The organism is Mesorhizobium sp. IMUNJ 23033 (assembly GCF_044778005.1).
Lineage (GTDB): Bacteria > Pseudomonadota > Alphaproteobacteria > Rhizobiales > Rhizobiaceae > Mesorhizobium > Mesorhizobium amorphae_A.
Genome location: NZ_JBJACT010000032.1, coordinates 53,283 through 75,070, shown reverse-complemented (window position 1 = coordinate 75,070; position 21,788 = coordinate 53,283). Strand labels below are relative to the sequence as shown.

Here is a 21,788-nt window from a genome sequence, read left to right as displayed (position 1 = left end):
CGGCGATCCGGTATGTTTGCGACACCTATTGCAGTGGCAATGACAGAGCCACAAAGGCTCGGCATTGGTTTTGTAGCGCACGTTGCCACACAAACAGCCTCCAGTGAGCGACATCCCGGTTCCTCCAACCAAGTTCCTGCACGCATGCGCCAGACTCGCACGAGCACTCCCAAAGCGGAATCCCAAATCGGACTCTTATGTTAGGCGGTATCCACTAGGGCGCCATCGTCGACGCTGCCAATCTCCCCCCTCGTGGGGGAGATGGCCGTCAGGCCAGAGGGGGGCGCTGTCCCGCCAGCCTCTCCAAGGTTCTGCACCGCCGCGACGCTTGAAGGACGGCATAGGTCGGCCAGGTCATGACAGCGGTCGAACTTCACAGCCGCGCGGACTGAAAATCGTTTTGTAGCGTTCCTTCGCGCCCCCCTCTGCCCTGCCGGGCGTTCGTCATTCGGAGAGCCAAGCAATTGGCTCTCCGTCCGCTTCGCGGACCACTCCTCAACCCCCACGAGGGGGGAGATTGGCAGCTTCGGCGCACGAGCTCCTCTGCGCAAATCATTCTCGTTCTCCGAAAGAAGGACACTCCCCATGACATCCCCCCATGCCGATGCCCTCGGCAAGGCGCGGACGGCTGCCGATTTTGCTTCCGTCATCGCCTTGCTCGACACCGACCTCAACGACGCGCTCGCCCGCAGGCGCGACCTGCAGCAGGCCGAGGACCGCGCCATCTTCGGCGATGGCGTCCTCGGCGAGGCACGCGCCGCGCTCGACGCCTGCAACGCGACAATCGCGCTCATCGAAAAGACCATCGAGGCGGCCGCCAAGCGCCGCGCCGCCGCCGCCGAAAGCGAGGCCCGCGCCGACATCGCGGCGCTCGGCGAGGAGATCGGCGCCAAGGCCGAAGCGCTCGCCGCGCGCTGGCGCAATGTTGCCCGCCTGGTCGAACTGCTGCGCCAGGAACTGTTCGAGGCCGATGCACTCGCCCGCGCCATTGCCACCGCCAACGGCCTGTTCGACGCCGCCGGCGTGCCCGACCTGAAGGTCAACCTGACGACAACCCGCCGCGCCGCCATGGCCGGCGCGCGGGCTGCCGCACCCGCCCGCCTCAGCCGCCCGGCGATCCAGGCCGACAGGATGCTTTTGTCCTTCCTCAGCCCCGGCGGCGCGCTCGACCCGCGCCCGGCGCTTCGCGCGCCCGTCGACGGCGTCAGAAGCAAGTTCATCCCCATTGCCGGCGCGCGAGGCTGACCATGTGCACACTTGCTCTTCTCGGCACCGTTCTTTCCGTCGGCGGCGCATTGGCCGAGGGCCAGCAGCAGAAGCAGATGGCCGACTATCAGGCCAGGGCCTATGCGCAGCAGGCGCAGGCCGACGCGCAAAGTGCTGCCTTCGAGCAAAGCCAGGAACGCCACAGGCAGGACCTGCTGCAGGCGCAGGCGCGCGCCCAGGCCGGCGCCTCCGGCGTTGGCATATCAGGCTCGCCGACCGAGGTGCTGGCCGCCAATGCCAGGCAGGGCCAGCTCGACCTCAAGGCGCTCCAGTACGGCTCGCAGCTGCGCCAGAACAATCTCACCACGCAGGCCGCCATCTCACGCTTTTCCGGCAAGCAGGCGGCGACCGCGAGCATCTTCAAGGTCGGCGGCAATCTCGTGTCGGCTCTCTACGACCCGGCCAAGGCCGTGACCTTCGGCAAAGGCGCCTTCCCGCCGGCACCGGGCGGCTTTTCCACCGGAGGCCTCTACTGATGGCGACCATTCCTCTCCATGTGGCCCAGCGCCGGCTCGATACCGGCAATGTCGTCTCCTATCCCGAGGGGTCGCCGATCGGCAGGGCGATGCAGGGCTTTGGCGACGAGCTTTCCGCTGTCGCCGAGCACTACCGGCAGATGAAAGAGCGGCAGGAGGCGTTCGACGCCGACCTCGCACGCCGCCGGTTCAGTGGCCAGATTGCGCAGGCGGAAGACGAGGTGGTGGCGAACGCGCCGGCCGACGGCGCCGGCCTGCACGACACCATGTACGGCCAGGTCGATCCGCGCACCGGCCGGGTGGTCAAGCCCGGCCTGTTCGACACGCTGTTCGACGATGCCTTGCCGAACATGCCCGAGAGTCAGCGTGCCGGTTTCGCCGGGCAGAAGGAAGCGATGCGGGCGGTCGGCTCGGCCCGTATGGCCGTCAGGCAGCAGGCGCGCCGCGATGACTATGAGCATGCCGAATGGACCAAGATCGATAATATATCGACGAGCGCCATCGCAAAAAGCGACCCCAACAATACCGCAAACTTCGAGGCGATCCGGCAGAGCGGCTTCGACCTGATCGCCAAGATCGGCAATCCGCTCGCCCGGCAGGCGGCGGAAGTGGCCTGGCGCAGCAACACGGCCAAGGCGCTGGTCCAGGCGATGATCGCCCAGGACCCCAAGCGTGCCGCCGAGATGCTTGGTGGTGCGCCCGCTGTTGCCGACGGCATGGGCGAAACCATCCGTGTGGCAATGGGCGTCGCTTCGTCGGCGAAGGAGAGCGGAACGGCCGCGAAGGGCGATCGCGTTGGCAAACTTACGCCGGATGAAAGAGTCGCGCAGGCCTTTCGAGACGACATTCCGTCCGAAGACCGGACGGCCCTGATCCAGCAGGCCCGTGCCGCCGACGCGACTCGGCAAGTCGAAACACGGGCCAGCATCAGCTTGGCCGAGCAGAATGCGCCGGCCGCTATCAGGGATACAGGAACCTATTCCGGCTCGATGCCGACTCCGGAGCAGTTCGTCTCTCTCTACGGCGCTACCGAAGGCGTCAGGCGCTTCCAGGACTTCAATCGAGCGATCGACGTCAGTCGGCAATTCTACTGCATGCGCGGCATGTCGAACGAGGCCGTGCGGGCCAAGATCAGGGATGCTGCCCCCAAGGAGGACAGCGCCAATCCGGAGGCAGACAAAGCACATCATGACGCCATCGCCACCGCCGCGGATCTGACGTTCAGAGCCAGGCAGGGTGATCCCGGCGGCTACGTTCGGAAGACGTTCGCCAATCTTGATTCTGCCTGGAACAATCTGTCGAAGCCAGAGGACTATCAGGCGGCGATCATCGGCTCGATCGCCGCCCAGCAGCAGTTGGGCTTTGAGACCATCCAGCCGCTTCCCAACGCCGTCGCCGAGCAAGTTGTGGGAAAACAAAAAGACGAAACCCAACCACAGCAAGACCAGGACGCAGAGTTGCGCAACCTGTTTGCGGCGCTTCCAAACCAAGCCGCGCGCGAAGCGATCCTTGGCCACCTGATTCAGACCGGTGCGGCTCAGGCGGAGAGAAGCATAAATGACCGATCGCGTCGGGAGGCGATAGCCGACCCAATGATGCTGCTCGACCTAGCCAACACACTCGAGCCAGGCCGATCGGGAGCGAATGCGGAACTCACCAACTACATCCCGACGAATCAGGAGCGGCTCGGGAAATGGATAGCTGGCGACAGTGAACGGGGGAGCTTGTGGCGTCTTCTTGCACAAAAGCTCGTGGGATCCGATGGGCTTGGCGAGGACGGCTTTTCGGTAGCCGATATCACGCCGCTGGGGGCGTCGTTTGCACTTGAAAAGGCTGGCAATGCCGCGCTGGACGGCAATTACGGCGAAGCATTGCTCAACGTCGCAGGACCAATTCCCGCCGAAAGGTTGGCCGGAAAAACCTTGGAACAAGCCGGAAAGATTGCCAAACCCTGGCTCGAGAGCCTTTCCGTATTTTCGAAGCCGTCGGCTGAACTAGTCGAAGGCGGCGCTGCGCTCATCCGTGGCGTCGATGCACAAACCTTTCGGGATCAGCAACTCATTGCTCGTTCTGTTTCGCCGCCTTTTCCGAGGCGAAAGACACCGCAAGGTGAAATATCCGATAGTGCTTTTGATACCGCGTTAAAGGTCTCATTGCTTGCTAGAGACCCCTCTACGATCAAATATGCCGGCGCAAAAGTTGGATTGGACAAAATCAAAGAACTATCGAAAGACTTTTTTTGACGCGAATCCCACGCTCAATATGAGTGATTATGTAGTCCACCATAACGTAGAGCAAGACGTTATTAAGAGATACCCGGGGTTTTTTACCCAGGAAGAGATACATTCATCCGAGAATCTTCGCGGAATCCGAAAAGAATTCGATATAAATCTGCACAAAAAAGTCATTCGATCTGAATGGGACCAATTCTATAAAACGCATACGACCGCCACTCGGCAGCAAGTGCTTGACTTCGCAACTGAACTGAACAAGAAGTATGGGCATCTGTTTGACCCGCCGATAGGTGACCGATGAGATATTTTGAAATTAAGCCCGATGTCGCTGGCGGTCTTGGCGAAGATACGGTCATGGATACTAGCGTCCATCCGCCGGTTGTGAGCAAGCTTGTTTATCGGGTAGAGGGATGGTTTGGTGACGTACTTGTGACCACCTTCCCCTGTTTCCTCGTCACCGAAGAGGCCAGGCGCGGGTTGCTCGCTATCGGCATCTCTGGCGCCACATTCGCCGAGGCGGAAATAACCACATCCGAGGATTTTCAAGAGTTGCAGCCCGATGTCGAACTTCCCGTATTCGTTTGGCTCAAGGTAGATGGCAGGGCAGGTCGCGACGACTTCGGTATCAACCAGAATTTGAACCTCGTCGTATCGGAGCGCGCCTTCGATGTGCTTGATGAACTGGGCCTGCCTTCCGCATCCATCAAACCGTTCGACGGCGACAACAAGTAGTGCTGAGGTCGGAGGCAGCGTGGAGGTTTGTGAATGCGTCTGGTTCTACCGCCTGCCTTTGCGTCTTAGACGCACCTATTCCCAGCCGGTTTGAAAGGGGTCGTCCTCGTGCGCCTGGCCCTATCCGGTTACCTTTCCCTCAGCCTTGTTTATGCCGCGCAGGTCGAGACGGCTTAGCGCCCTCCGCCACCCGTCAGATCGTTTGACGGCCAACGGGAGCGGGCTGGATCAAGAGTGCCCCGACGGACCGCGACAAGTAGAACCACGCCGAGCGCAACGACTGCGCCGATCCAAGTGAAATAGCCGCAACAGCGGCCCAATTCCTCGAATGTCCAAGCCTCGCTTTCGCGGGGCTTTTTTCATGGAGCAAGCCTTATGGCCCGACCTGCAACTGCCGCCGTCCGTCTTCTCACGGGCGAACGCGAACCTGTACGCCTCGCCACCACGGGGAATATCGATGTCGATACCGGCGGCCTGCTGACGATCGACGGCGTCGTGACGGAAGTCGGCGACCGTGTGCTGGTCAAGGACCAGACCGACGGTTCGGAAAATGGCATTCGCACGGCCTCGGCGGGCCGCTGGTATCGCGCCGCCGACGCGCGCACCGCGCGCACTGTGCAAAAGGGCACGACCGTTCGCGTTCAGGAGGGCGCGACGTGGGCAGACCGCGTCTTCGTTTTCGAGACTCTTGATCCGGTAATAGGCGATGATGCGTTGGTCATCGCTGCGGATCCTATTCCCCTCACGACCGCGGACATCCTCGACGAAGATGACATGGCATCAAACAGCGCGACGAAGGTGCCTTCGCAACAGAGCGTCAAGGCCTATGTCGATACCGCGACCATAGTGACTCAAGTGCTCACAGGTGCCGTTGCTCGCCCGGCCATCGCAAAGCTCAAGGATGGTCCTGTAAGCCTCGAAGATTTTGGTTTCGTCTCTGGCAACGCATTGGCCGCGTTTAACCTAGCACTATCTAGCGGCGCGCCGATCAAGCTGCGCAAGGGCAAATATCAGATCGATGGTTTGCTGAATACCGTCACCAACACGCCGGTTTCGCTTGAGGGTCATGGACCCGGTATGTCCATTCTTGAGTTTATTGGCGCGACGTCCGGCATCACGATCAGCCAGAACGACTACACCAACCCGACGTTCATCCGAAACCTTCTGCTCCAGACAACACAGCAGGAGGCCGGGGACGCGCTCACCGTGACGTATAGCAAGACAGATAGCATCACGAACCGCGCCGTTGAGCGTTGCGTGATTGAAGACGTATGGTGCTGGGGTGGTAACGTGCTGGCCTCAGGCTGGCGGAAGGGTATCAAGTGCCAGGACATTTTTGCATTGTCCATCGTGCGCCCTGTCGTCGTCGGCCGCAAGAACAATGCGCTTTCCGGCGTGGCGGTCTTCAAGAACATGACGGCTGGTATCGAGATCATCGGTTCCGACACGCCCACGTTATCGGCGGTTCCCGGCAACATCAACGTCGACAATCCGCATGTGTCGCATAGCAACGTCGGTTTTAAATCGAGCGGCGAAGTCGAGGGTTTGTTTATCACGAAGCCGGTTTTCGTTGCGGTAGATATCGGGATCGACATCAACTACACGACCAAGCGCCCTCTGGTTGACATTCGGGGCGGACATGCCGACGTATTTACCAAAGGGATCGGTATGGTGAACGCTCCGCAGTCGTTCATCACTGGTCTGTGCATCTATAAGAGCCCGCTCACCCACACCGATACCTATGCCATTCACCTGACCGGATGTGATGATACCTCCGTAAATGATATCTCGGCGATCAACCAAAGCCAGGCGAACGACGCTGCGGTGGATGGTGAATTCATCGGCGTCGTCTTCAACAGTTGCGATCGCTTCACTTGCGGCAACATTCGGCACCAGCGCCCGTCCAAGACGGTCATCGTTGGCGGCACGACAACGGGCGGCAAGACGAGCGGCCTTCAGCCTTCCGGGACCTATCCTAACGCCACGGTGGCCACTTATGACGACGTGTCCAGCGGCACGAATGAGTACTCCGGAGACAACAAGCCAGTGTCGGCGATGCAGAACGCAGGCACGGTAGCAGTCGTAGGCACCCTTACCGCCGTCACGTCGATGTCATCGCGTGCGGCCTACAAGGGCGAGCGATACCTAGTGCAGGGGATGATACAGGCAACCAAAGGAGGGACCGCCGGAGAGCTGATCACGCAGCTCACCAAAAGCGGAACCTACAGGTGTGTTTGGTACCGGTCGAGCCTCACTTCTCTGCCGCGGAGCCCAGGCGATTTCAGCCAATGTCGCCCACAGTGTCTCCGGTATATTCACGGTCACCGTCTCCGGAACGCTGGCCTTTTCCCTCAGCGCCACATCGACCGGCTCTGATAGCAATGTCGTAGCTGGGGACGGACAGTTGAGCGTGACACTGCTGTAGCGGCGGAGCCGCTTTTCGTAACTTCGCCTATGCACCCAGGCGTCGCTTGGTCCGAAGCGCCATGTCGCGAGCGCGCTCTTTCCACGGGCGCGAGATCCGCTGCGGCAAGATCTGCGTCTCGGTCGGGTTGCACAGATTGCCGGATCGGACGAACTCAAACAGTTGTTCATCGAGGGCATTGTGTCGGCGAAGGAAGGACTCCATTTCCGGCTCACGAAACAGCTGCGGGTCAAAATGCTTGGAGCTTTTGTTTTCCCGCCTCGTCAAGGATACTTTCTTGCCGGTCATTGTGTATAGGAGTTCCGTGAGCCGGTCAGGCGTGGCAACAAATTTGAACGAGCCGAACGCGCCCGCTACGGGCTCCCTGTCCTTAGCTAGGTAAATAGCTTGAATGTCGAGGAAATGCCATCTGTATTCGAGCAAATTGGCCTGAATAGCTGGTATGCTGTAGCCGGAATTCCGGATTTGCTCCGACATACCTTTCACCACTTCGAGGTTGCTGTCGTAGCCGCTGCGATGGAATATCTCTATTACCCAGTTATAATGCGACCGCACCCGATCGGTAGGATCTCGAACACAGGCAAAATACTCAACACGGCGGTTGGTGAACTGTGGGATGCGAGTGCTGGCCGCAGAGTAGGGAATGTGACCTGAGACCCACGACAAAGCGTCCAGCCGATGCATATTGGCATCATCGTAGAACCACCCTTCAGAATGGATTGATCCGCCTGGAAGCAGTTCGATCAGATGCGAGTTGACCGTCGATCCGGCGGTCTTTGGAACATGCACGAAAAAGATGAGTGGCGCGCGCTGATGCCGCTTCTCTCGATAGCCATGCTGCTGGAAATGTTGGCGGCCGCTAGCGAAAACACCCTTTTCCATTGCCGCTCTGACATCCGGATTGGCGATCAGATAGTCGTCTTCGCAAAAATTCTGATCTGTAACGGCTTCCAGTCTCATAGTCCTCCGCTCAATGCTCGAGAACAGAGCGCTGCTCCTTCGAAAAAAAGTACTGATCGTCATAACCTCAACAGATTCTCACGCGCTTGCGCATGAGGGCCGCCCCAGCAATCATCCTCCCAATCCCCGGGGAGATCCATTCGCCCTCGGCAATCATCATAACTGACGAGGGCGCTCCGCGCTCCCGTTCGTTTGCTCGTGCAAACGATGTTGGTCACCAACTGGCGGGAAGTCAGTCGATGCTGTCTTGGATTTTCTTCCGGAAAGCTTCGCAGTTTTGCGCCGGGGATTTTTGGTCTCGACCGTCGCTGAGAACGGTCCGCTTTCCAATTCCTTATAGACATCGAAAAGGGTGACGTGTTCGCCGAGGCGGTAGATAATTTGCTTGGGCTCGAAGAGATATGCGCTCGACTCCTGATCGAGGCGTTGTGCCGCTGGTCCCCAGAATCGCGGGAACCGAATGGACATGTTCCGGATCAGGTTGGCCTTCAACATCCAGAGCTTTTCTTTAGGGGCAAGCATACTCCACATCTCGCGGCCCTTCTCGGTCCGGAGCCATCGGAAAGCGGATGTGTGGGACTTTAGGTACTGCCATATCTGTACACGGCGAAAATGTTTGAAGTCCGGCTGGCGTGCATCGTCACCGATGACACGAGCAAGATAAGCCATCGTCACGATATATTCTGAATGATAGCGTGAACCTGGCAGAAGATGCTTATTTACCTCGCGATATATGTCGTCATTCGCAACATCATGGTTGAGCACCTTGAAGCCGTCATCGATCTTGGCGTTTATTAGGGTAAAGCCAAAAGACACCTTGGATACGCCCTGAAAAGCGAGCGGCCTCGGTTCGCCGACCACTTTGTTAGCCAGATGCAGGGCCAAATTAGCGAAATAGTAATCGGGGAATGGAGAGAGCATCACTCGACCATCAATCCGCATTCGTTCCAGCAAGTCGCGGCTGCAACAGAAGGCGGGCATGTTGAACATGAACGATCGCCGCATCCGAAGCGAGTTGTCGATGGAGCGTCGAACCTCCTTAGAGTCAAGAACAAAGGGGTAGTCGCGATCCTCAAAGAAGTCGGCCATTTGCAAGCCGGCGACATAGCCTTGTCGCCTGCCAGGAACGACACCCGGATGCATGAACTGGTAGAGATTTGAGAAGATCACATCGGGGTTGTCGAAGCGGTCGGCCAGAAAGTTGATCCGCTGAAAGAAGCCGGGCGCGATACCGTCGTCATCGCCGATCATGGTGACGAACTCACCCTTCGTCATATCGATCGCGCCGTTCCAGCTTTCTGTTACGGGAAGGAATTTTTCAGACCGCTTGACCTGAATGCGTGGATCGCCAAGTGCGGCGATTGCGGGGGAAATGGGATTCTTCGAGGCGTTGTCGAAGACGCAGATTTCCCAATTGTCATATTTCTGATTCGTGACGGTCTTGATTGCGTCAAGGACGAGATCAAGACGATTGTGCGTAGGAATTGCTATCGAGATGAGGCGTTCTCGGCTCGATTTCTTGGCCACCATGAAGTGTTTGACCCTCTCTGAAAGAGGGGCTTTCTGCTCGAAGGAAACACCGAGCAATTTGGTATCAAGCCGAGGGTCGCGACTATAGCCGCCCCATGTCATGGTCTGATGGGTGCGCTTATCCCGATCGATCAGCGATTCGTACGCGCGGGTCTGATTGTCAGACGCCAACAGATTTGACTGGTCACCTGAACGGAACCCCCCGCAAGTTGGCCATTGATCCATGCGGTAGCCGATGCCATCTGCGCCGACCACCAACAGGTCGAGGCCCTTGCTGAGCATCGAGATTGAAAGGCTGTCAGGTCCACTTTCGAAACGGCAGCAAGCGTGTTTGCTGGTACCCTCCATGGGTACGGAAAGCATATCGAGCCGCCGTACCATGAAGACGTTGCTGCGGATGTGGGGATTCGGAAATTGCGGGACATCCCGAAATTCACGTAGACCACCGTTGTACCCGAGCACACCGGCCCAAGTCTCCGGCATTTGTCTTTGCAGGCGGTCCAGGCTGGAACGATTGCGCAGGATGTCGCCCAATAATCGGCGGACACGGAAGCGCTTCGATTTTGCCGCTCGCATGGTGTGTGGTGCAATGTGGTTCAGCAGCCATGCAAACTGTTGGGTTGATGCCCGGTCGAATCTGGTCGTCGGCTGAGACGCCGCCCATGCGAGAAAATTGATTACCTTGTAGCTGGTGAAGAGGCTTTCAAACGAACCTGTTGCGCCGACCATGCCGATGCCTGGCTTCGATAGGTTCGTCCAAAGCTTGGCAAGCCAATTGTCCGTGCGAAGAAGGGTGAACGTGTTGAGGCAGCAAACATACTCGTTGCCTATCCGCTGCGCGGCTTCTCGATAGGCATTGATATCAAGCCCGATGTCGTCCGGCATGGATATGATCTTGTGGCGGATACCGGTGAAAATTGCGCCGATGGCGGCAAACTCGCCCGGCTTCTCAAACCCCTTGCAGATGATAAAGAGGTCATGCTCCTGGCCGGCGGCATGCTTACGGTACGTCTCGGCAAAAGCTTCGAAGGACTGAAATCCCTCGTGAAGTCTGGCCAGATAAATGACTGCAATTTTCGCCGGCACGGCGGACCTCCGAGTTCGATTTGCAGGAGCCTTTATCACTACAGGCCTTCGTGCGGCAAATTGATTGTGGTGCAGTTGCCACAACGTTTGGACTTATTATCGTCCGCTTAAGTTGCCCCTCCGAATACTATCCTCACGCAACGGCAATCCACCGCGGCTGATCTGAGGAAGACGCGTCCAACTTGCCAAACCCCCCACAATCGTAACGGGTTACATAGACAGCCGACGGATTGCCGTCAGCGCCCGTCGGATTGGCGCGGTTACCTTCCAGGAGGTACTGTTTCTTAACGCGGCGATCTCGCCCTGTGCTTTCTGCAGCGCCTCGCTGGCAGATTTCAGCTCGGCATTGGATGACTTCAATGCCTCACTGGCGGATTTTAGCTCGGCTTCGGATGACTTCAGTGATGCATGAAGCTTTTCTGTCTCCAGCTGGCCATCAGAAACCTCGGATCGCAACCGCTCGATCTCGCGGACGTTATCCAGCGCCGAGGCTGTGACGTTCACGAATTGCTCCTGTTTTTCCGTTGCGGCTTTCAACCTGTCACCGATACGCATGGACGCAACCAATTCAGGGCTTCCTGAGGGCAATTCGGCAGCGCCGTCGTTCACTTTGAAGATATGGCCTGCGATGTGGCGTCTGTTCTCTTCACGCCCGACGCCCTTGCGGATAATGCATATCGAATTGGCGAAGGCGACCTCATCGATGTCAAGGTCGATATCGCTCAAGGCCACATTGTAGCGCTCGGCATAGTTCTTCAGCAGGTTGAAATCGGTGCGACCGTTTCGCCAAAACTCCTTGTTCACCACATCGGCAAGCAGCTTGAAGAACCCCATGGAACTGAGTTCGAGATCAGATCTGCCGCCAAAGCCTTCCCAATAAGAAGTATGAAGGTCTTCCACCACATAAGCGCCGCCGGGCTTGATGCTGGGAAAATACAACGCGAATGATTCGATGACATCGCTCACGATATGCGAGCCATCGTCCACTATGATATCGAAGGTCGCCGTATCGGCAAGGATCGCCTTCCTAGTCTCGGCAGAGTTCGCGTCCCCGATAAAGACAGCTATCCGGTTATCCTGAAATGCGAGTTCGCGGCATTTCTCGGCAATATCACAGCCTAGAATACGCGTGGCGCTCCTAAAATACTTTCCCCAGATTTCCAGGGAGCCGCCGTTCTGTACGCCTATCTCCAACAGGGTGATCGGCTGCTGCCGATAGCGAGCAAAATGACTGTCGTAGGCGGCAAAATATGTGGTCCACTTGTCGGAGCCCAGGCCATCATGAGCGTCGAAAATTTCCCGAAGCGTCGGCAGCTCCATATTCTCTTCCGTCTGAGTAAGGGCGACGCTGGGGCGCAAGCCGTGGTCCCCGCTTACAACCAAAAACCAGGCGCTAAAGCAACCCCCGATCAACTGGACCAAAGCAAGTTGGCCGCCCAAGGAGCCGAACTCTCCTCGCTGAAATGTGCTTGATGCCGGAAAGATGAACGGGTAACTCCGACGGCCATGGAGCCCCGGCAGACATTCCCGATGATAGACATGCCGCGAGGCTTCGCCGCGGTCTGTAGTGCCATCGCGCAGCGTGTGGACTTGCCGACCGCTGGACAGCTGTCTGGCGTCCGGCGTGGCGATTTCGGCCGCGGAATCTGAGATGCCTGCCGACGCCACAGAGCCGCTGATCCTTTTCTACACGACGCTTTTCGGCAAGCCCGTCGACATCGCCTCCATACAATGCGACCTTCCCGGGCGCTGGACATTGGACAAGCGTCGCATTGCCGAGGCGGCGGCGGTCGTTTTCCACATTCCGGACTATCGCGAGATCGGCGATGCCTGGAAATATCCCGGCCAGTACTGGATCGGCTGGACGATGGAGAGCCGGCAGAACTACAAGCGCTTCGCCGATCCGAACTACATGCGCCATTTCGACTTCACCATGACGCATGAGCGCCGATCGGATGTCTGGACGCCCTATCTTCCTCGCGCGTGCTGGTGGGAGGAGGTTCGGGCAAGGCCGGTCGCGGCCAAGACCGAAGCGGCTCCGCTCGTGCTCTTCCAATCGGCGCCGCTGAACCATAGCGGCCGCGTCGACCTGGTGAGCGAGCTTTCCCGCCACATCGGCGTCGATTCCTACGGACGGCATTTCCGCAACCGGACGATCGAAGGCCCCGATCTCGGCCCGGCGACGAAGATCGAGACCGTTTCCCGCTACAGGTTCTGCCTGGCGCTGGAGAACTCGAGCGAGGCGGATTACGTCACCGAAAAGATTTTCGATGCCTTCAACGCCGGCACTGTGCCGGTCTATCTGGGTGCGCCGAATGTCGACGAATACGTGCCGCCGAATTCCTACATCAACGCGGCTGATTTCAGCGATGCGGCCGATCTGGCGGCATATCTGCGCCATCTGGTCCAAACGCCTGACGCCTACGAGGCCTACTTCGCCTGGCGCTCGAAGCCGCTGCCCGAGCGCCTTGTCGCGCGCCTGGAAGAGGCGGAAACATCTCCGTTCTGCCGGCTGATGGAGCTCGTGCATCGACAGATGCAGCGCCGTCCCGCCCCACAAGCAGGGCGGCCCCGGCTTCCCTTCGGCTTGCGGTCCTATGTCAGGACGCGGCTGCGCAAATGGAAGAAGAAGGTTTAAGCCTGAAGGCGGCGAAAGTATCGGCGCAAGGGTTCCGCTTTGCCGGCGACTTGTCCGCTAGCGCGCGTCGCGGCTGAAGCGATTGAGGCGACGCGCTTCAAGCGGCTGCCTGCGGGCCGTCCCACCGGTGCCCGTGCATTCCGAGCAGTGGACAGTCGTACCAGGGCATATGTGGCGATGCGTGCCTGCGGGACAGCAATGGCCGTTCGAGGCGCGCCATCGCGGACACTCGAAAATCCTGCCGGTGCCGCCGCAGCCCTGGCACTCGCCCGCTTCGGAAGATAACAAACTCATTTCGCCCAAACCCGGCGCTGTCTCCCAAGCGCCAATCCCCAAGCCGATAGTGCGACGAGCCCCACTCGCCGTTCGTCAAGCTTAGGGAAAGGTAATTAAGGTTTCTCTAAAACACCAATTCTTTTCCGAGGCCCCGGCCGGAAATCCACCGCTTGGCGTGGCGCGGCCTATCGAACAGCGCGTTTGCCGACAATTTTCGGCCACCACTGCGCGACCATTTCTTCCCCCACAACCTCAAGAGGTTTTCCATGGACCGCAACTTTGCGCGGGCGCTTGCGCTCGTCTTGAAATCCGAAGGCGGCTGGTCGGACAATCCGGCCGATCCGGGTGGCACCACCATGAAGGGCGTCACGCTTGCCAATTTCCGCCGCTATGTGAAAGCGGATGCCACCAAGGCCGACCTCAGGAAGATCAGCGACGAACAGGTCGGCACCGTCTATCGGCGTTTCTACTGGGATGCCGTTGCCGGTGCCGAGCTTCCGGGTGGCGTCGACTACGCGGTGTTCGATTTTGCCGTGAACAGCGGGCCGGGCAGGGCGGCGAAATACCTCCAGGCGATCGTCGGTGCCAACCAGGACGGCAGGATCGGTCCGGCGACGCTGAGCGCCGTGCAGGCGAGACCCGCCGGCGCTGTCATCGACGCGCTCTGCGATGCCCGGCTGGCCTTCCTGATGCGGCTGCCAACCTGGCCGACCTTCGGCAGGGGCTGGAGCGAGCGGGTCGGCTCGGTTCGCGCGCAGGCGCTGTTGCTTTCGGCGTCGCCTGCGGCGCCCACCCCAGACCCTTCCTTGGCGCCGCCGCGGGCAGGGCCATCCGCCGCGTTGCCAGCACCCACCGGTGCTCCGGCCGTCCCGGACGCCCCTGGCGGGCGCAATGCGTTCTGGCGCCTGGTTTCGGCGATTTTCAAAATCATCCTTGGAGGCAAGCCAGCATGATTGCCGTCATCATCCGCATTGCGCTGCGCTACGGCGCCGGCGTCCTCGTTGCACGCGGCCTGCTTGGCGCCGGCGATGCCGCCGCCCTGTCCGGTGATCCCGACATCCAGATGGCGCTCGAGACCGGCGTCGGCCTGGCGCTCAGCGCCGCGACCGAAGCCTGGTACGTGCTGGCGCGAAAATTCCACTGGTCGAAGTGAGGAGACGCGAAAATGGTCGAGATCTTTACCGAGCTCATCCGCCAGGCGCTGCCCTGGGCTATCGGCGTGCTGCTCGTCGCCGGCGCGATCGTCGTGTGGTGGCTGTCATGACGGCATTGCTCTCCTTCTTCCTCGGCAACCCGACGATATCTGCTCTGCTGGCGTCGGTGGTTGCCGCACTTGGCTGGGGTTTCCACCAGCGGCTGGCCGGCGCCAGTGCCGAGCGCGCCCGGCAGGCGGTCAAGGAGGCTGCGGCGCGCGACATCGCCGACCAGGTCGACAACGATATCGGCGCGCTAAGCGCCGACACAGTCCGAAAGGAGCTGAAATCATGGGCAAGAGACTGATCCTCGCACTGCCGGTGCTAGTCGCGTTTGTCGTCGCCGGCTGCACGACCGCCTCGGGCGGCTTCTGCGCAGTCTCCTCGCCGCTGCGCCTGTCGGCCAAGGCCGTCGACGCGCTGTCGGACGAAGAGGCGAGGGCGCTGCTTTCGCACAATCGCAAGGGCCAAAAGCTCTGCGGCTGGAGGCCGTGATGCACGAACTGTTCGATCTCCTCGGCATCAAGGGACCGGTGGTGGCCGCCGGCCTTGCCGGCGGCGTGCTCAGGGCGCTGTCGCGCCATCGCTACAAGCTGCGCGAGATGGTCGCCTCGCCGATCTGTGGCGCGCTGGCGGCAGCCTATCTCACGCTGCCGGTCGTATCGTATTTCAAGGCAACCGGCCTGCCGATCCCCGATCCGGCCGACGACACCACCACGCTCGCCGCCGCCTTCCTCATCGGCGTCTCGGCGATGTGGATCTCCGACATCCTCTTCGAGGTCATCGTGCGAAGGTTCAAGGCGGCGGCCAGGGAGGAGTGACACGCGCGGCGATGACACCCGGACATTCCCGACTGGACGAAAGCCGCGACAATGCCCACCTTAGGGGAAATCCTAAGGAGACATGCTATGGCGACTTCCACCGAACGCGCAATCCTTGCCGGCGGCTGCTTCTGGGGCATGCAGGACCTGATACGGCGCTATCCCGGCGTTATCTCGACCCGCGTCGGCTACAGCGGCGGCGACGTGCCCAACGCCACCTACCGCAACCACGGCACCCATGCCGAGGCGATCGAGATCATTTTCGATCCCGCCCGGATCGACTTCCGGACCCTGCTCGAATTCTTCTTCCAGATCCATGATCCGACAACCAGGAACCGCCAAGGCAATGATGTTGGCATGAGCTACCGTTCGGCGATCTTCTACACCAGTGACGAACAGCGGCGCATTGCCGAAGACACCATCGCCGACGTCGATGCCTCGGGGCTGTGGCCGGGCAAGGTCGCCACCGAAGTCGCACCTGTGGGTGCCTTCTGGGAGGCCGAGCCAGAGCATCAGGACTATCTGGAGAAATATCCCAACGGCTATACCTGCCATTTCGTCAGACCGGGGTGGAAGCTTCCGGTTCGCGAAAAGGCCGCTTCATAGACCCGATCGGCGCACGGCGATTTTCCCCGCCAGCGCCGGAACATTAGGCAGTGCTAAGAGTTCTTTTTCCGGCAGCGCGCAACGGTATGCTGCCTCATCGGGACCGGCATCCCGGTCGGCCCGCGTCTTCTGCGAGAGGCGCGGGCTTGCTTGTGTCGACGATCAGATTCCGACCACCGATACCACCAGGATCCCGCCCGTCGTGCTGAGAGGCACGGCGGGCTTTTTTGCGTTTCAGGGTTCGGCAACGCTCCGCGTCCGCACCGGACTGCTCGCCCGGATACGCCGTCGGCCTCAGCCTTTGGCTCGGCGGCTTTCGGTCTCGTGGCTGCCGATCCAGTGCGCGCGGATGCGGTCGCTGGTTTCAAGGTAAGCCATGTCGATCAGATAGGTCAGCAGCTTCTCGCCATCGGCCTCGGCCTTCTGGCGCAATTCCCGCAATATTCCCTGCGCGAACTGCAGGTTTTCCATTTTGCTAGGCTGGTCCATCGGTGCCCCCAAAGTCTGCAAATGAATTCTGGCTGACTGTGCTTGCATGAAGATTGTAGTGGAACTCACGGCGAAGCTGTACTCGGTTGCAACAGCGGCTGATCAGCGAAGCTGTTGGACATTTTCGGAAATGTCGATATTTTGCGCGACCAATCGGACCGCGACCATGCACGAAGACGAGGGCAGCACTCCCGACAAGTTGCAGGCCATGCTGGATGTGATCGCCAGAAGCGGTAACTCGACTCAGAGTGCGCAGGCCGATGTCGGCAAGCTGAAGGCGGATGCCGCTGCGGCAGCCACGGTGTTGGTCGAATTTTACGGCGACACGGCCCTGGAACGTGCCAGGCTGCTGGAGAGCCGCTCGCCCCAGTCCCATTTCGCTCGCATGGTGACCGCCGAAGTCAGCAGGCACGGCAAGGTCCCGCCCAGAAGCTAGCAAGGTTTGCGCTAGGACGATTTGCGCCTCCTTGATCCGCCGCCGCCAAGGCGTTGCTGCACTTCGTCCTGGGCATTGTCCAGAAGATAGCCGAGCAGATCCTGCCCGATCGATTGCGAAATGTCCTTGGCCTGCTCGATAAGGCTGTGGATCTCGCGCAGCGAGGCCTCCTCGCTATCGGCTTCCCGCGTGAGGTCGACGAACCAGCCGGGATAGAGAGCCGCTTCCCCGAGATTGTCGACATAGCACTGGCCAACGGACAGGATCTTGCGAAGCCCCATCTTTTCCGAGCGCACCATGTAGACCTCGCGGAAGCTCGATCTCCGCTTCACCGCCCTGCGGATCGCCGTATGGACCCTCAGGCGATCCTCGGCCTCGATGCTTTGCATGCATCTTTCGAGCGATGCGCCATGGGAAAATTCTTCAAGCGTCAGCCCGAAATAGTCGGAAAGATTGGTATCACCGTAGACCCGGTCACGCTTGATGTCCCAGGTCCAGAACCCGTCGATCGGTGGATATCGCCGATGAACTCCGCGACCACGTTCAGGTGCCGACTCCATGAAAACCGCCCCGTTCGGTTTCAAGATTCGCAACACTATGTAGCAAAAGCCGAAAGAAACAAAGGTGGCCTTTTGTACAAGCCCAGCAAGACTCTCCACGCCAACTCGACCACGTACTTGAGTAGGATAGTTGACATATCCAGAGATATGAACTCGGGAGAATTTTCTTTCACTAAAAGAATATATGATCTGGTAGCGCAACCACAACTTGGTACTTCACAAGATAACCAAAACGCTTGAGTGGCAAAATAATACTAAAAGTTGTATGAATCGCCGGTCAAGAATAGGTTCAGGCATTTTTAGGTTTGCGAGGCCGACGCGGCAATGCTGGAAGTGTTGCCTGAGCCGCGCCGGCCAAAGCGGGTTCCAAAGGTCCACCGCAAGATGATTCTTAGCTGACCATCGCCACCTCGGCAAAGCGACCGCCGGTTGCAAAATGCGGCATCGGCCTGCCGTGCTCGGTTAGAGGGGCCGCTGCTGCACGCTAGGCCGACTTGAGCAACTGGCGGATGCCGCCTGACAGCGGCTCGCCGGCGTCCGGTCTGCCCGTCGCGCCGTCAACGCCGCTCTCGTCGTCGAAGCGGTCATGCTCGAACTGCGGGGCGTCGGGCAGGGGCTGCAACCAGTGCTCGCGCCGGCTGATCCAGAGTTCGTAGTCCGGCTGCAGTTCGGTCGGCGCCACGTCGAGGCTGCCGATCATCACTTCGGCCTCGTCCTCGCCGACCGAGGTGACGCGCCCGCCGCAAGTCGGACAAAAGCTCCTGCCGCCGTAGGTGCTGACGATCCCGGCCGTCTCGAACGCTTCGAGCGGCCACACTGCGAAAGCCGAATAGGCCGATCCGCTGGTCTTGCGGCAATCCTTGCAATGGCAAAGCCCGACCCGAAGCGGTTCGCCGATCACCGAGAACTGGACACCGCCGCACAGGCAGCTGCCGCTTCGCCTGATATCGCTGGACATGGCTGTTCCTCCTGCCGGCGCCCTCCTCAAGCCTGCTGCGACATCGCGCCGGAATGTCTGCCCGAATCAATTCGCACGAGGCGTAACGGTTCCACGCCTACATGCGGGGAGGGCGCGAGCTCGCATCAATTCGGGAAATCGAAAACCGGCTCCTGGCAGCGATAGAGGCGGCACTGGCCGTCGCGTGTCGGCACGGCGGCCGCGGTCGGCACCTCCGGCCAGTCGCATTCGTTGCCTAACTGGCGCACATACCGGTCATAAGTGTTCTGCCCGGTGGTCAGCACTGCCGAGCGATGACTTTTGACAAAGGCTTGCGTCTGTCCGCAGGTCATCGTGCGGGTATCCGGCCGCGAATGCGCCGGTGTCGCGGCAACGATCATCGCACCGGCAATGCATGCGATCCCGTGAGCTCTCATCTTGGGATCCCTCGGCGAGTAAAAGTGTCTAAAAAACCGCAAGATACTTCAGCAGCGAGATGATGCCGATGATGATGACGACGATCTGCGCGATCTGCCGGGTGCGGCCATCGAGAGGCAGCCGCTGGACGAGATAAAGCACCAGGATGATCACCAGGAAGGTGATCAGAATGCCGATAAGGACTGATGACGCCACGTCTTCTCTCCCAAGTCTCTAAAGTAAGTCAAAATCAAATACGTGGTGGAAAACGCCGCGGCTGCCCGGTTGGTTCCTCTCGGACAATTCCGCTCGAGCCTGCGATGTGGTCATCAGGAGCCGTGCAGTCGCTGGAAATGGGAGCTGGTCTTGAACGGCGGAGGCCGCGAAGCGATGCTTTGCGGCCTCTGATCAGCCAGGGCCGGTCACTTGCCGCAGTGGTTGTCGTTCACCGTTGGCGAGCTGGTCCCCGGCGACTTTCCACTGGCGTCCGGTTGTGCGCCTTGCGGGCTCGCCGAGCAGTTCTGATCGGGGGTAGAACTCGTCCCGTACGGATTGGACATGCCATCTATGCTGTAGGTGGCATTCGGGTCGACGGCATTGGGGTCGTTGGGGTCGACGACGACCGACTTGCCGCTGCCGTCGTTTACGCCTGATCCAGCCATGCCGTCGCCAGCATTCTGGGCCATCGCCGTCCGGCACCGGCGCGTGAAAGTTTCAAGGGCGCAAAGCGCGTCCGGCGCTTTCGCTTTGCCGGATGCTTGCTAAAGGTGGAGCGAAAAGTCTGCCGGGCCGAGTCTGTCGGAGCAGGGACTGACGAGATTTGGACGAGGCTTCTGCAATGACATTGACGGGCGCGGCGGCACTTTTGATCCTGGTCCTGACCTATGCCGGCGTCGCCGTCGGCCGCATCCCCGGACTGCGCCTCGACCGAGCAGGCATCGCGCTGCTTGGCGGCGCAGCGATGATCGCCGTCGGCGCACTCAGCATGGAGGACGCCTATCGCGCCATCAACTTCGACACCATCACGCTGCTGCTCGGCATGATGATCGTGGTGGCGCATCTGAAGGTCTCGGGTGCCTTTCGCGCTCTCGGCGGCTTCGCCATCGAGCACGCGCACGCGCCGTTCATGCTCCTGGTGATTTTGACGCTTCTGACCGGTGTGCTCTCGGCGTTCCTGGTCAATGACGCGATCTGCCTGGTGATGGCGCCGATCGTCGTCCACGTCACCCGCGTCATCAACCGCAATCCGATCCCTTATTTGATCGCCACCGCCACTGCCTCCAACTGCGGCAGCGTCGCCACCATCACCGGCAATCCGCAGAACATGGTCATTGGTGCGCTGTCGGGCATTTCCTACCCGGCCTTTTCGGCCGCACTGGCGCCGGTTGCGCTGTTCGGCCTTGTCGTCGTCATCGTCATCGTGCGCATGATCTACCGGGCCGAATTCGCGCGCACGGCCGAGCTAACACCCGAAGTCTATCGTGGCCGCATGCTGCCGGGGCAGGTGCTGAAGGCGGTGGTCGTCTGCATCGCCCTGGCGATCGCCTTCTTCTCCGGCGTGCCCGTAGCCAAAGCGGCGCTGATCGGCGGCGCCATCCTGTTGCTCACCCGTGCCATCAAGCCTGCCCGCATCTACCGCGAGATCGACGGGCCGCTGCTGTTCATGTTCGCCGGCCTGTTCATCGTCGTTGCCGGTGCCGAAAAGACGCTGCTGACATCAGACATGATCGCCTCGGCAAAGGACCTCGGCCTGGACGACGTCTGGCGGCTCTCCGGTTTCACTGCGGTGCTGTCCAACATCATGAGCAATGTGCCGGCCGTGCTGGCGCTGCGGCCGTTCATCCCAGGCCTGGAAAATCCGGAGCGCGCCTGGCTGGTCGTGGCCATGAGCTCGACGCTGGCCGGCAATTTCACGCTGCTTGGCTCGGTCGCCAATCTGATCGTCGCAGAGCAGGGGCGGCGCGCCGGTACGCCTCTGTCCTTCGGGGCGTTCTTCAAGGTCGGCCTGCCGCTGACGTTGATCACCCTAGTTGCCGGCACCGCCTGGCTGGCGCTTTAGGCAAGGGGCGTCAAGCCCCGAGCCTGCGATCAGTCCTTGTGCCGGGATCGTGCCCGGACGAGCGTCGCTGCGGCATGTCCGGCTGCCTCGACATAGTCGGGGTTGCGGTGGATCAGCATGATCGAGAAGGCGCCGTCCATGAGCAGGACGATTTCTCGCGCCAGCACTTGCGGCTCGCCGACGCCATGGCTCGAGAGTTCGCCGGCCAGCCAGGTTTCGAAATTCTTCTTGTGCCGCGATCCAGTCTTGACTGCCGGATGCCCGGGCATCGCGGCCAGTTCCGCCGCCGTTCGCAGGAAACCGCAGCCTTTCCATTTCGGGTGCCGGGCCACGCGCGCCAGATTGGTGAAGATCGCTTCGACCTTGCGCTCAATGCTACCTTCCGCCGCCTCGAACCAGCCGGCCATCTGCTTGATGTTCGGCTGGTCGCGGCCATCGAGATAGGCGGCGATCAGATCGTCCTTGCTCTTGAAGTGATAGTAGAGCGTGCGTTTGGTTAGGCCCGCTTTTTCAGCCACGGCGTCGACGCTGACGCGGCCGATTCCTTCGGCATAGAAGAGCTTCGTCGCAGCATCGACGATGCGTTTGCGGGTAGGGCTGGCGAGGTCGATCATGCCGCTATGTATACCGACTAGTGAATATACAGG

General features: G+C 60.2%; 24 protein-coding genes. 14 read left to right on the top strand and 10 right to left on the bottom strand.

The features are described 5' to 3' along the window. The first annotated feature begins 585 nt into the window (after positions 1 to 585). The 5 genes from ACFX5Q_RS28340 (at position 586) to ACFX5Q_RS28320 (ending at position 7,084) form a co-directional block, all read left to right on the top strand. Positions 586 to 1,245 (top strand): hypothetical protein, encoded by a 660-nt coding sequence (locus tag ACFX5Q_RS28340; protein ID WP_404283247.1) that lies wholly within the window; start codon positions 586 to 588, stop codon positions 1,243 to 1,245. 2 nt (positions 1,246 to 1,247) lie between these two features. Then, on the top strand, positions 1,248 to 1,742 hold the full coding sequence (locus tag ACFX5Q_RS28335) for a hypothetical protein (RefSeq protein WP_404283246.1): 495 nt from the start codon (positions 1,248 to 1,250) through the stop codon (positions 1,740 to 1,742). Continuing rightward, positions 1,742 to 3,985: a hypothetical protein gene (locus ACFX5Q_RS28330; protein WP_404283244.1), complete on the top strand. Its 2,244-nt coding sequence runs from the start codon at positions 1,742 to 1,744 to the stop codon at positions 3,983 to 3,985. Before ACFX5Q_RS28335 ends, ACFX5Q_RS28330 begins: the two co-directional genes overlap by 1 nt. Positions 3,986 to 4,273: 288 nt before the next feature. Next, the gene (locus tag ACFX5Q_RS28325; RefSeq protein ID WP_404283243.1) at positions 4,274 to 4,708 is read left to right on the top strand and encodes a hypothetical protein; all 435 of its coding nucleotides are present in this window, start codon (positions 4,274 to 4,276) and stop codon (positions 4,706 to 4,708) included. A gap of 375 nt (positions 4,709 to 5,083) precedes the next feature. Continuing rightward, the gene (locus ACFX5Q_RS28320) at positions 5,084 to 7,084 is read left to right on the top strand and encodes a hypothetical protein (protein WP_404283242.1); all 2,001 of its coding nucleotides are present in this window, start codon (positions 5,084 to 5,086) and stop codon (positions 7,082 to 7,084) included. A gap of 76 nt (positions 7,085 to 7,160) precedes the next feature. Here ACFX5Q_RS28320 and ACFX5Q_RS28315 read toward each other — a convergent pair whose 3' ends face one another. The 3 genes from ACFX5Q_RS28315 to ACFX5Q_RS28305 form a co-directional block, all read right to left on the bottom strand. Beyond that, entirely contained in the window at positions 7,161 to 8,093 is a 933-nt protein-coding gene (locus tag ACFX5Q_RS28315; protein WP_404283240.1) for a hypothetical protein, read from the bottom strand. 156 nt (positions 8,094 to 8,249) lie between these two features. After that, positions 8,250 to 10,709, bottom strand: coding sequence for a glycosyltransferase (locus ACFX5Q_RS28310; protein ID WP_404283239.1), 2,460 nt, complete (start codon positions 10,707 to 10,709; stop codon positions 8,250 to 8,252). Positions 10,710 to 10,919: 210 nt separating this feature from the next. After that, the gene (locus ACFX5Q_RS28305; protein WP_404283237.1) at positions 10,920 to 12,377 is read right to left on the bottom strand and encodes a class I SAM-dependent methyltransferase; all 1,458 of its coding nucleotides are present in this window, start codon (positions 12,375 to 12,377) and stop codon (positions 10,920 to 10,922) included. Between ACFX5Q_RS28305 and ACFX5Q_RS28300 the strand changes: the two genes are divergently transcribed. From ACFX5Q_RS28300 to msrA, 7 genes are all read left to right on the top strand, one after another. After that, the gene (locus ACFX5Q_RS28300) at positions 12,361 to 13,347 is read left to right on the top strand and encodes a glycosyltransferase family 10 domain-containing protein (protein WP_404283235.1); all 987 of its coding nucleotides are present in this window, start codon (positions 12,361 to 12,363) and stop codon (positions 13,345 to 13,347) included. The two genes, ACFX5Q_RS28305 and ACFX5Q_RS28300, sit on opposite strands and share 17 nt — an antisense overlap. Before the next feature lie 542 nt (positions 13,348 to 13,889). Beyond that, the gene (locus tag ACFX5Q_RS28295; protein WP_404283234.1) at positions 13,890 to 14,576 is read left to right on the top strand and encodes a glycoside hydrolase family 108 protein; all 687 of its coding nucleotides are present in this window, start codon (positions 13,890 to 13,892) and stop codon (positions 14,574 to 14,576) included. Beyond that, a complete protein-coding gene (locus ACFX5Q_RS28290; RefSeq protein WP_192180072.1) occupies positions 14,573 to 14,776 on the top strand; it encodes a hypothetical protein in 204 nt (67 codons plus the stop codon). Before ACFX5Q_RS28295 ends, ACFX5Q_RS28290 begins: the two co-directional genes overlap by 4 nt. A 107-nt stretch (positions 14,777 to 14,883) precedes the next feature. Then, on the top strand, positions 14,884 to 15,123 hold the full coding sequence (locus tag ACFX5Q_RS28285) for an ABC transporter permease (RefSeq protein ID WP_404283232.1): 240 nt from the start codon (positions 14,884 to 14,886) through the stop codon (positions 15,121 to 15,123). Then, positions 15,108 to 15,311 (top strand): hypothetical protein, encoded by a 204-nt coding sequence (locus tag ACFX5Q_RS28280; protein WP_404283230.1) that lies wholly within the window; start codon positions 15,108 to 15,110, stop codon positions 15,309 to 15,311. The genes ACFX5Q_RS28285 and ACFX5Q_RS28280 overlap by 16 nt, the downstream gene beginning before the upstream one ends. Beyond that, positions 15,311 to 15,637 (top strand): hypothetical protein, encoded by a 327-nt coding sequence (locus ACFX5Q_RS28275; RefSeq protein ID WP_192180075.1) that lies wholly within the window; start codon positions 15,311 to 15,313, stop codon positions 15,635 to 15,637. Before ACFX5Q_RS28280 ends, ACFX5Q_RS28275 begins: the two co-directional genes overlap by 1 nt. 87 nt (positions 15,638 to 15,724) lie before the next feature. Beyond that, positions 15,725 to 16,243: a peptide-methionine (S)-S-oxide reductase MsrA gene (msrA, locus tag ACFX5Q_RS28270; protein ID WP_404283228.1), complete on the top strand. Its 519-nt coding sequence runs from the start codon at positions 15,725 to 15,727 to the stop codon at positions 16,241 to 16,243. A 294-nt stretch (positions 16,244 to 16,537) separates the two neighbouring features. On the opposite strand, the gene ACFX5Q_RS28265 is transcribed toward msrA, so the two are convergent. After that, positions 16,538 to 16,732, bottom strand: coding sequence for a hypothetical protein (locus ACFX5Q_RS28265; RefSeq protein ID WP_100084745.1), 195 nt, complete (start codon positions 16,730 to 16,732; stop codon positions 16,538 to 16,540). A gap of 166 nt (positions 16,733 to 16,898) precedes the next feature. On the opposite strand from ACFX5Q_RS28265, the gene ACFX5Q_RS28260 reads away from it, so the two are divergent. Then, the gene (locus ACFX5Q_RS28260; protein ID WP_404283227.1) at positions 16,899 to 17,168 is read left to right on the top strand and encodes a hypothetical protein; all 270 of its coding nucleotides are present in this window, start codon (positions 16,899 to 16,901) and stop codon (positions 17,166 to 17,168) included. A gap of 11 nt (positions 17,169 to 17,179) precedes the next feature. On the opposite strand, the gene ACFX5Q_RS28255 is transcribed toward ACFX5Q_RS28260, so the two are convergent. The 5 genes from ACFX5Q_RS28255 to ACFX5Q_RS28235 all read right to left on the bottom strand — a co-directional run bounded on the left by ACFX5Q_RS28255 (position 17,180) and on the right by ACFX5Q_RS28235 (position 19,768). After that, complete coding sequence (locus tag ACFX5Q_RS28255; protein WP_404283226.1) at positions 17,180 to 17,728, bottom strand: PAS domain-containing protein; 549 nt, start codon at positions 17,726 to 17,728, stop codon at positions 17,180 to 17,182. A 484-nt stretch (positions 17,729 to 18,212) separates the two neighbouring features. Beyond that, on the bottom strand, positions 18,213 to 18,686 hold the full coding sequence (locus ACFX5Q_RS28250) for a GFA family protein (RefSeq protein WP_404283224.1): 474 nt from the start codon (positions 18,684 to 18,686) through the stop codon (positions 18,213 to 18,215). A 125-nt stretch (positions 18,687 to 18,811) separates the two neighbouring features. Next, positions 18,812 to 19,066 (bottom strand): hypothetical protein, encoded by a 255-nt coding sequence (locus ACFX5Q_RS28245; protein WP_404283222.1) that lies wholly within the window; start codon positions 19,064 to 19,066, stop codon positions 18,812 to 18,814. Between the two features lie 64 nt (positions 19,067 to 19,130). Next, positions 19,131 to 19,298, bottom strand: a complete 168-nt coding sequence (locus tag ACFX5Q_RS28240) for a Thivi_2564 family membrane protein (RefSeq protein WP_023694668.1) — start codon at positions 19,296 to 19,298, stop codon at positions 19,131 to 19,133. A gap of 206 nt (positions 19,299 to 19,504) precedes the next feature. Next, positions 19,505 to 19,768 (bottom strand): hypothetical protein, encoded by a 264-nt coding sequence (locus tag ACFX5Q_RS28235; protein WP_404283220.1) that lies wholly within the window; start codon positions 19,766 to 19,768, stop codon positions 19,505 to 19,507. 152 nt (positions 19,769 to 19,920) lie between these two features. Between ACFX5Q_RS28235 and ACFX5Q_RS28230 the strand changes: the two genes are divergently transcribed. Continuing rightward, positions 19,921 to 21,141, top strand: a complete 1,221-nt coding sequence (locus tag ACFX5Q_RS28230; protein WP_404283218.1) for an anion transporter — start codon at positions 19,921 to 19,923, stop codon at positions 21,139 to 21,141. A gap of 29 nt (positions 21,142 to 21,170) precedes the next feature. On the opposite strand, the gene ACFX5Q_RS28225 is transcribed toward ACFX5Q_RS28230, so the two are convergent. Further along, a complete protein-coding gene (locus ACFX5Q_RS28225; RefSeq protein ID WP_404283216.1) occupies positions 21,171 to 21,755 on the bottom strand; it encodes a TetR/AcrR family transcriptional regulator in 585 nt (194 codons plus the stop codon). Positions 21,756 to 21,788: the final 33 nt, after the last annotated feature.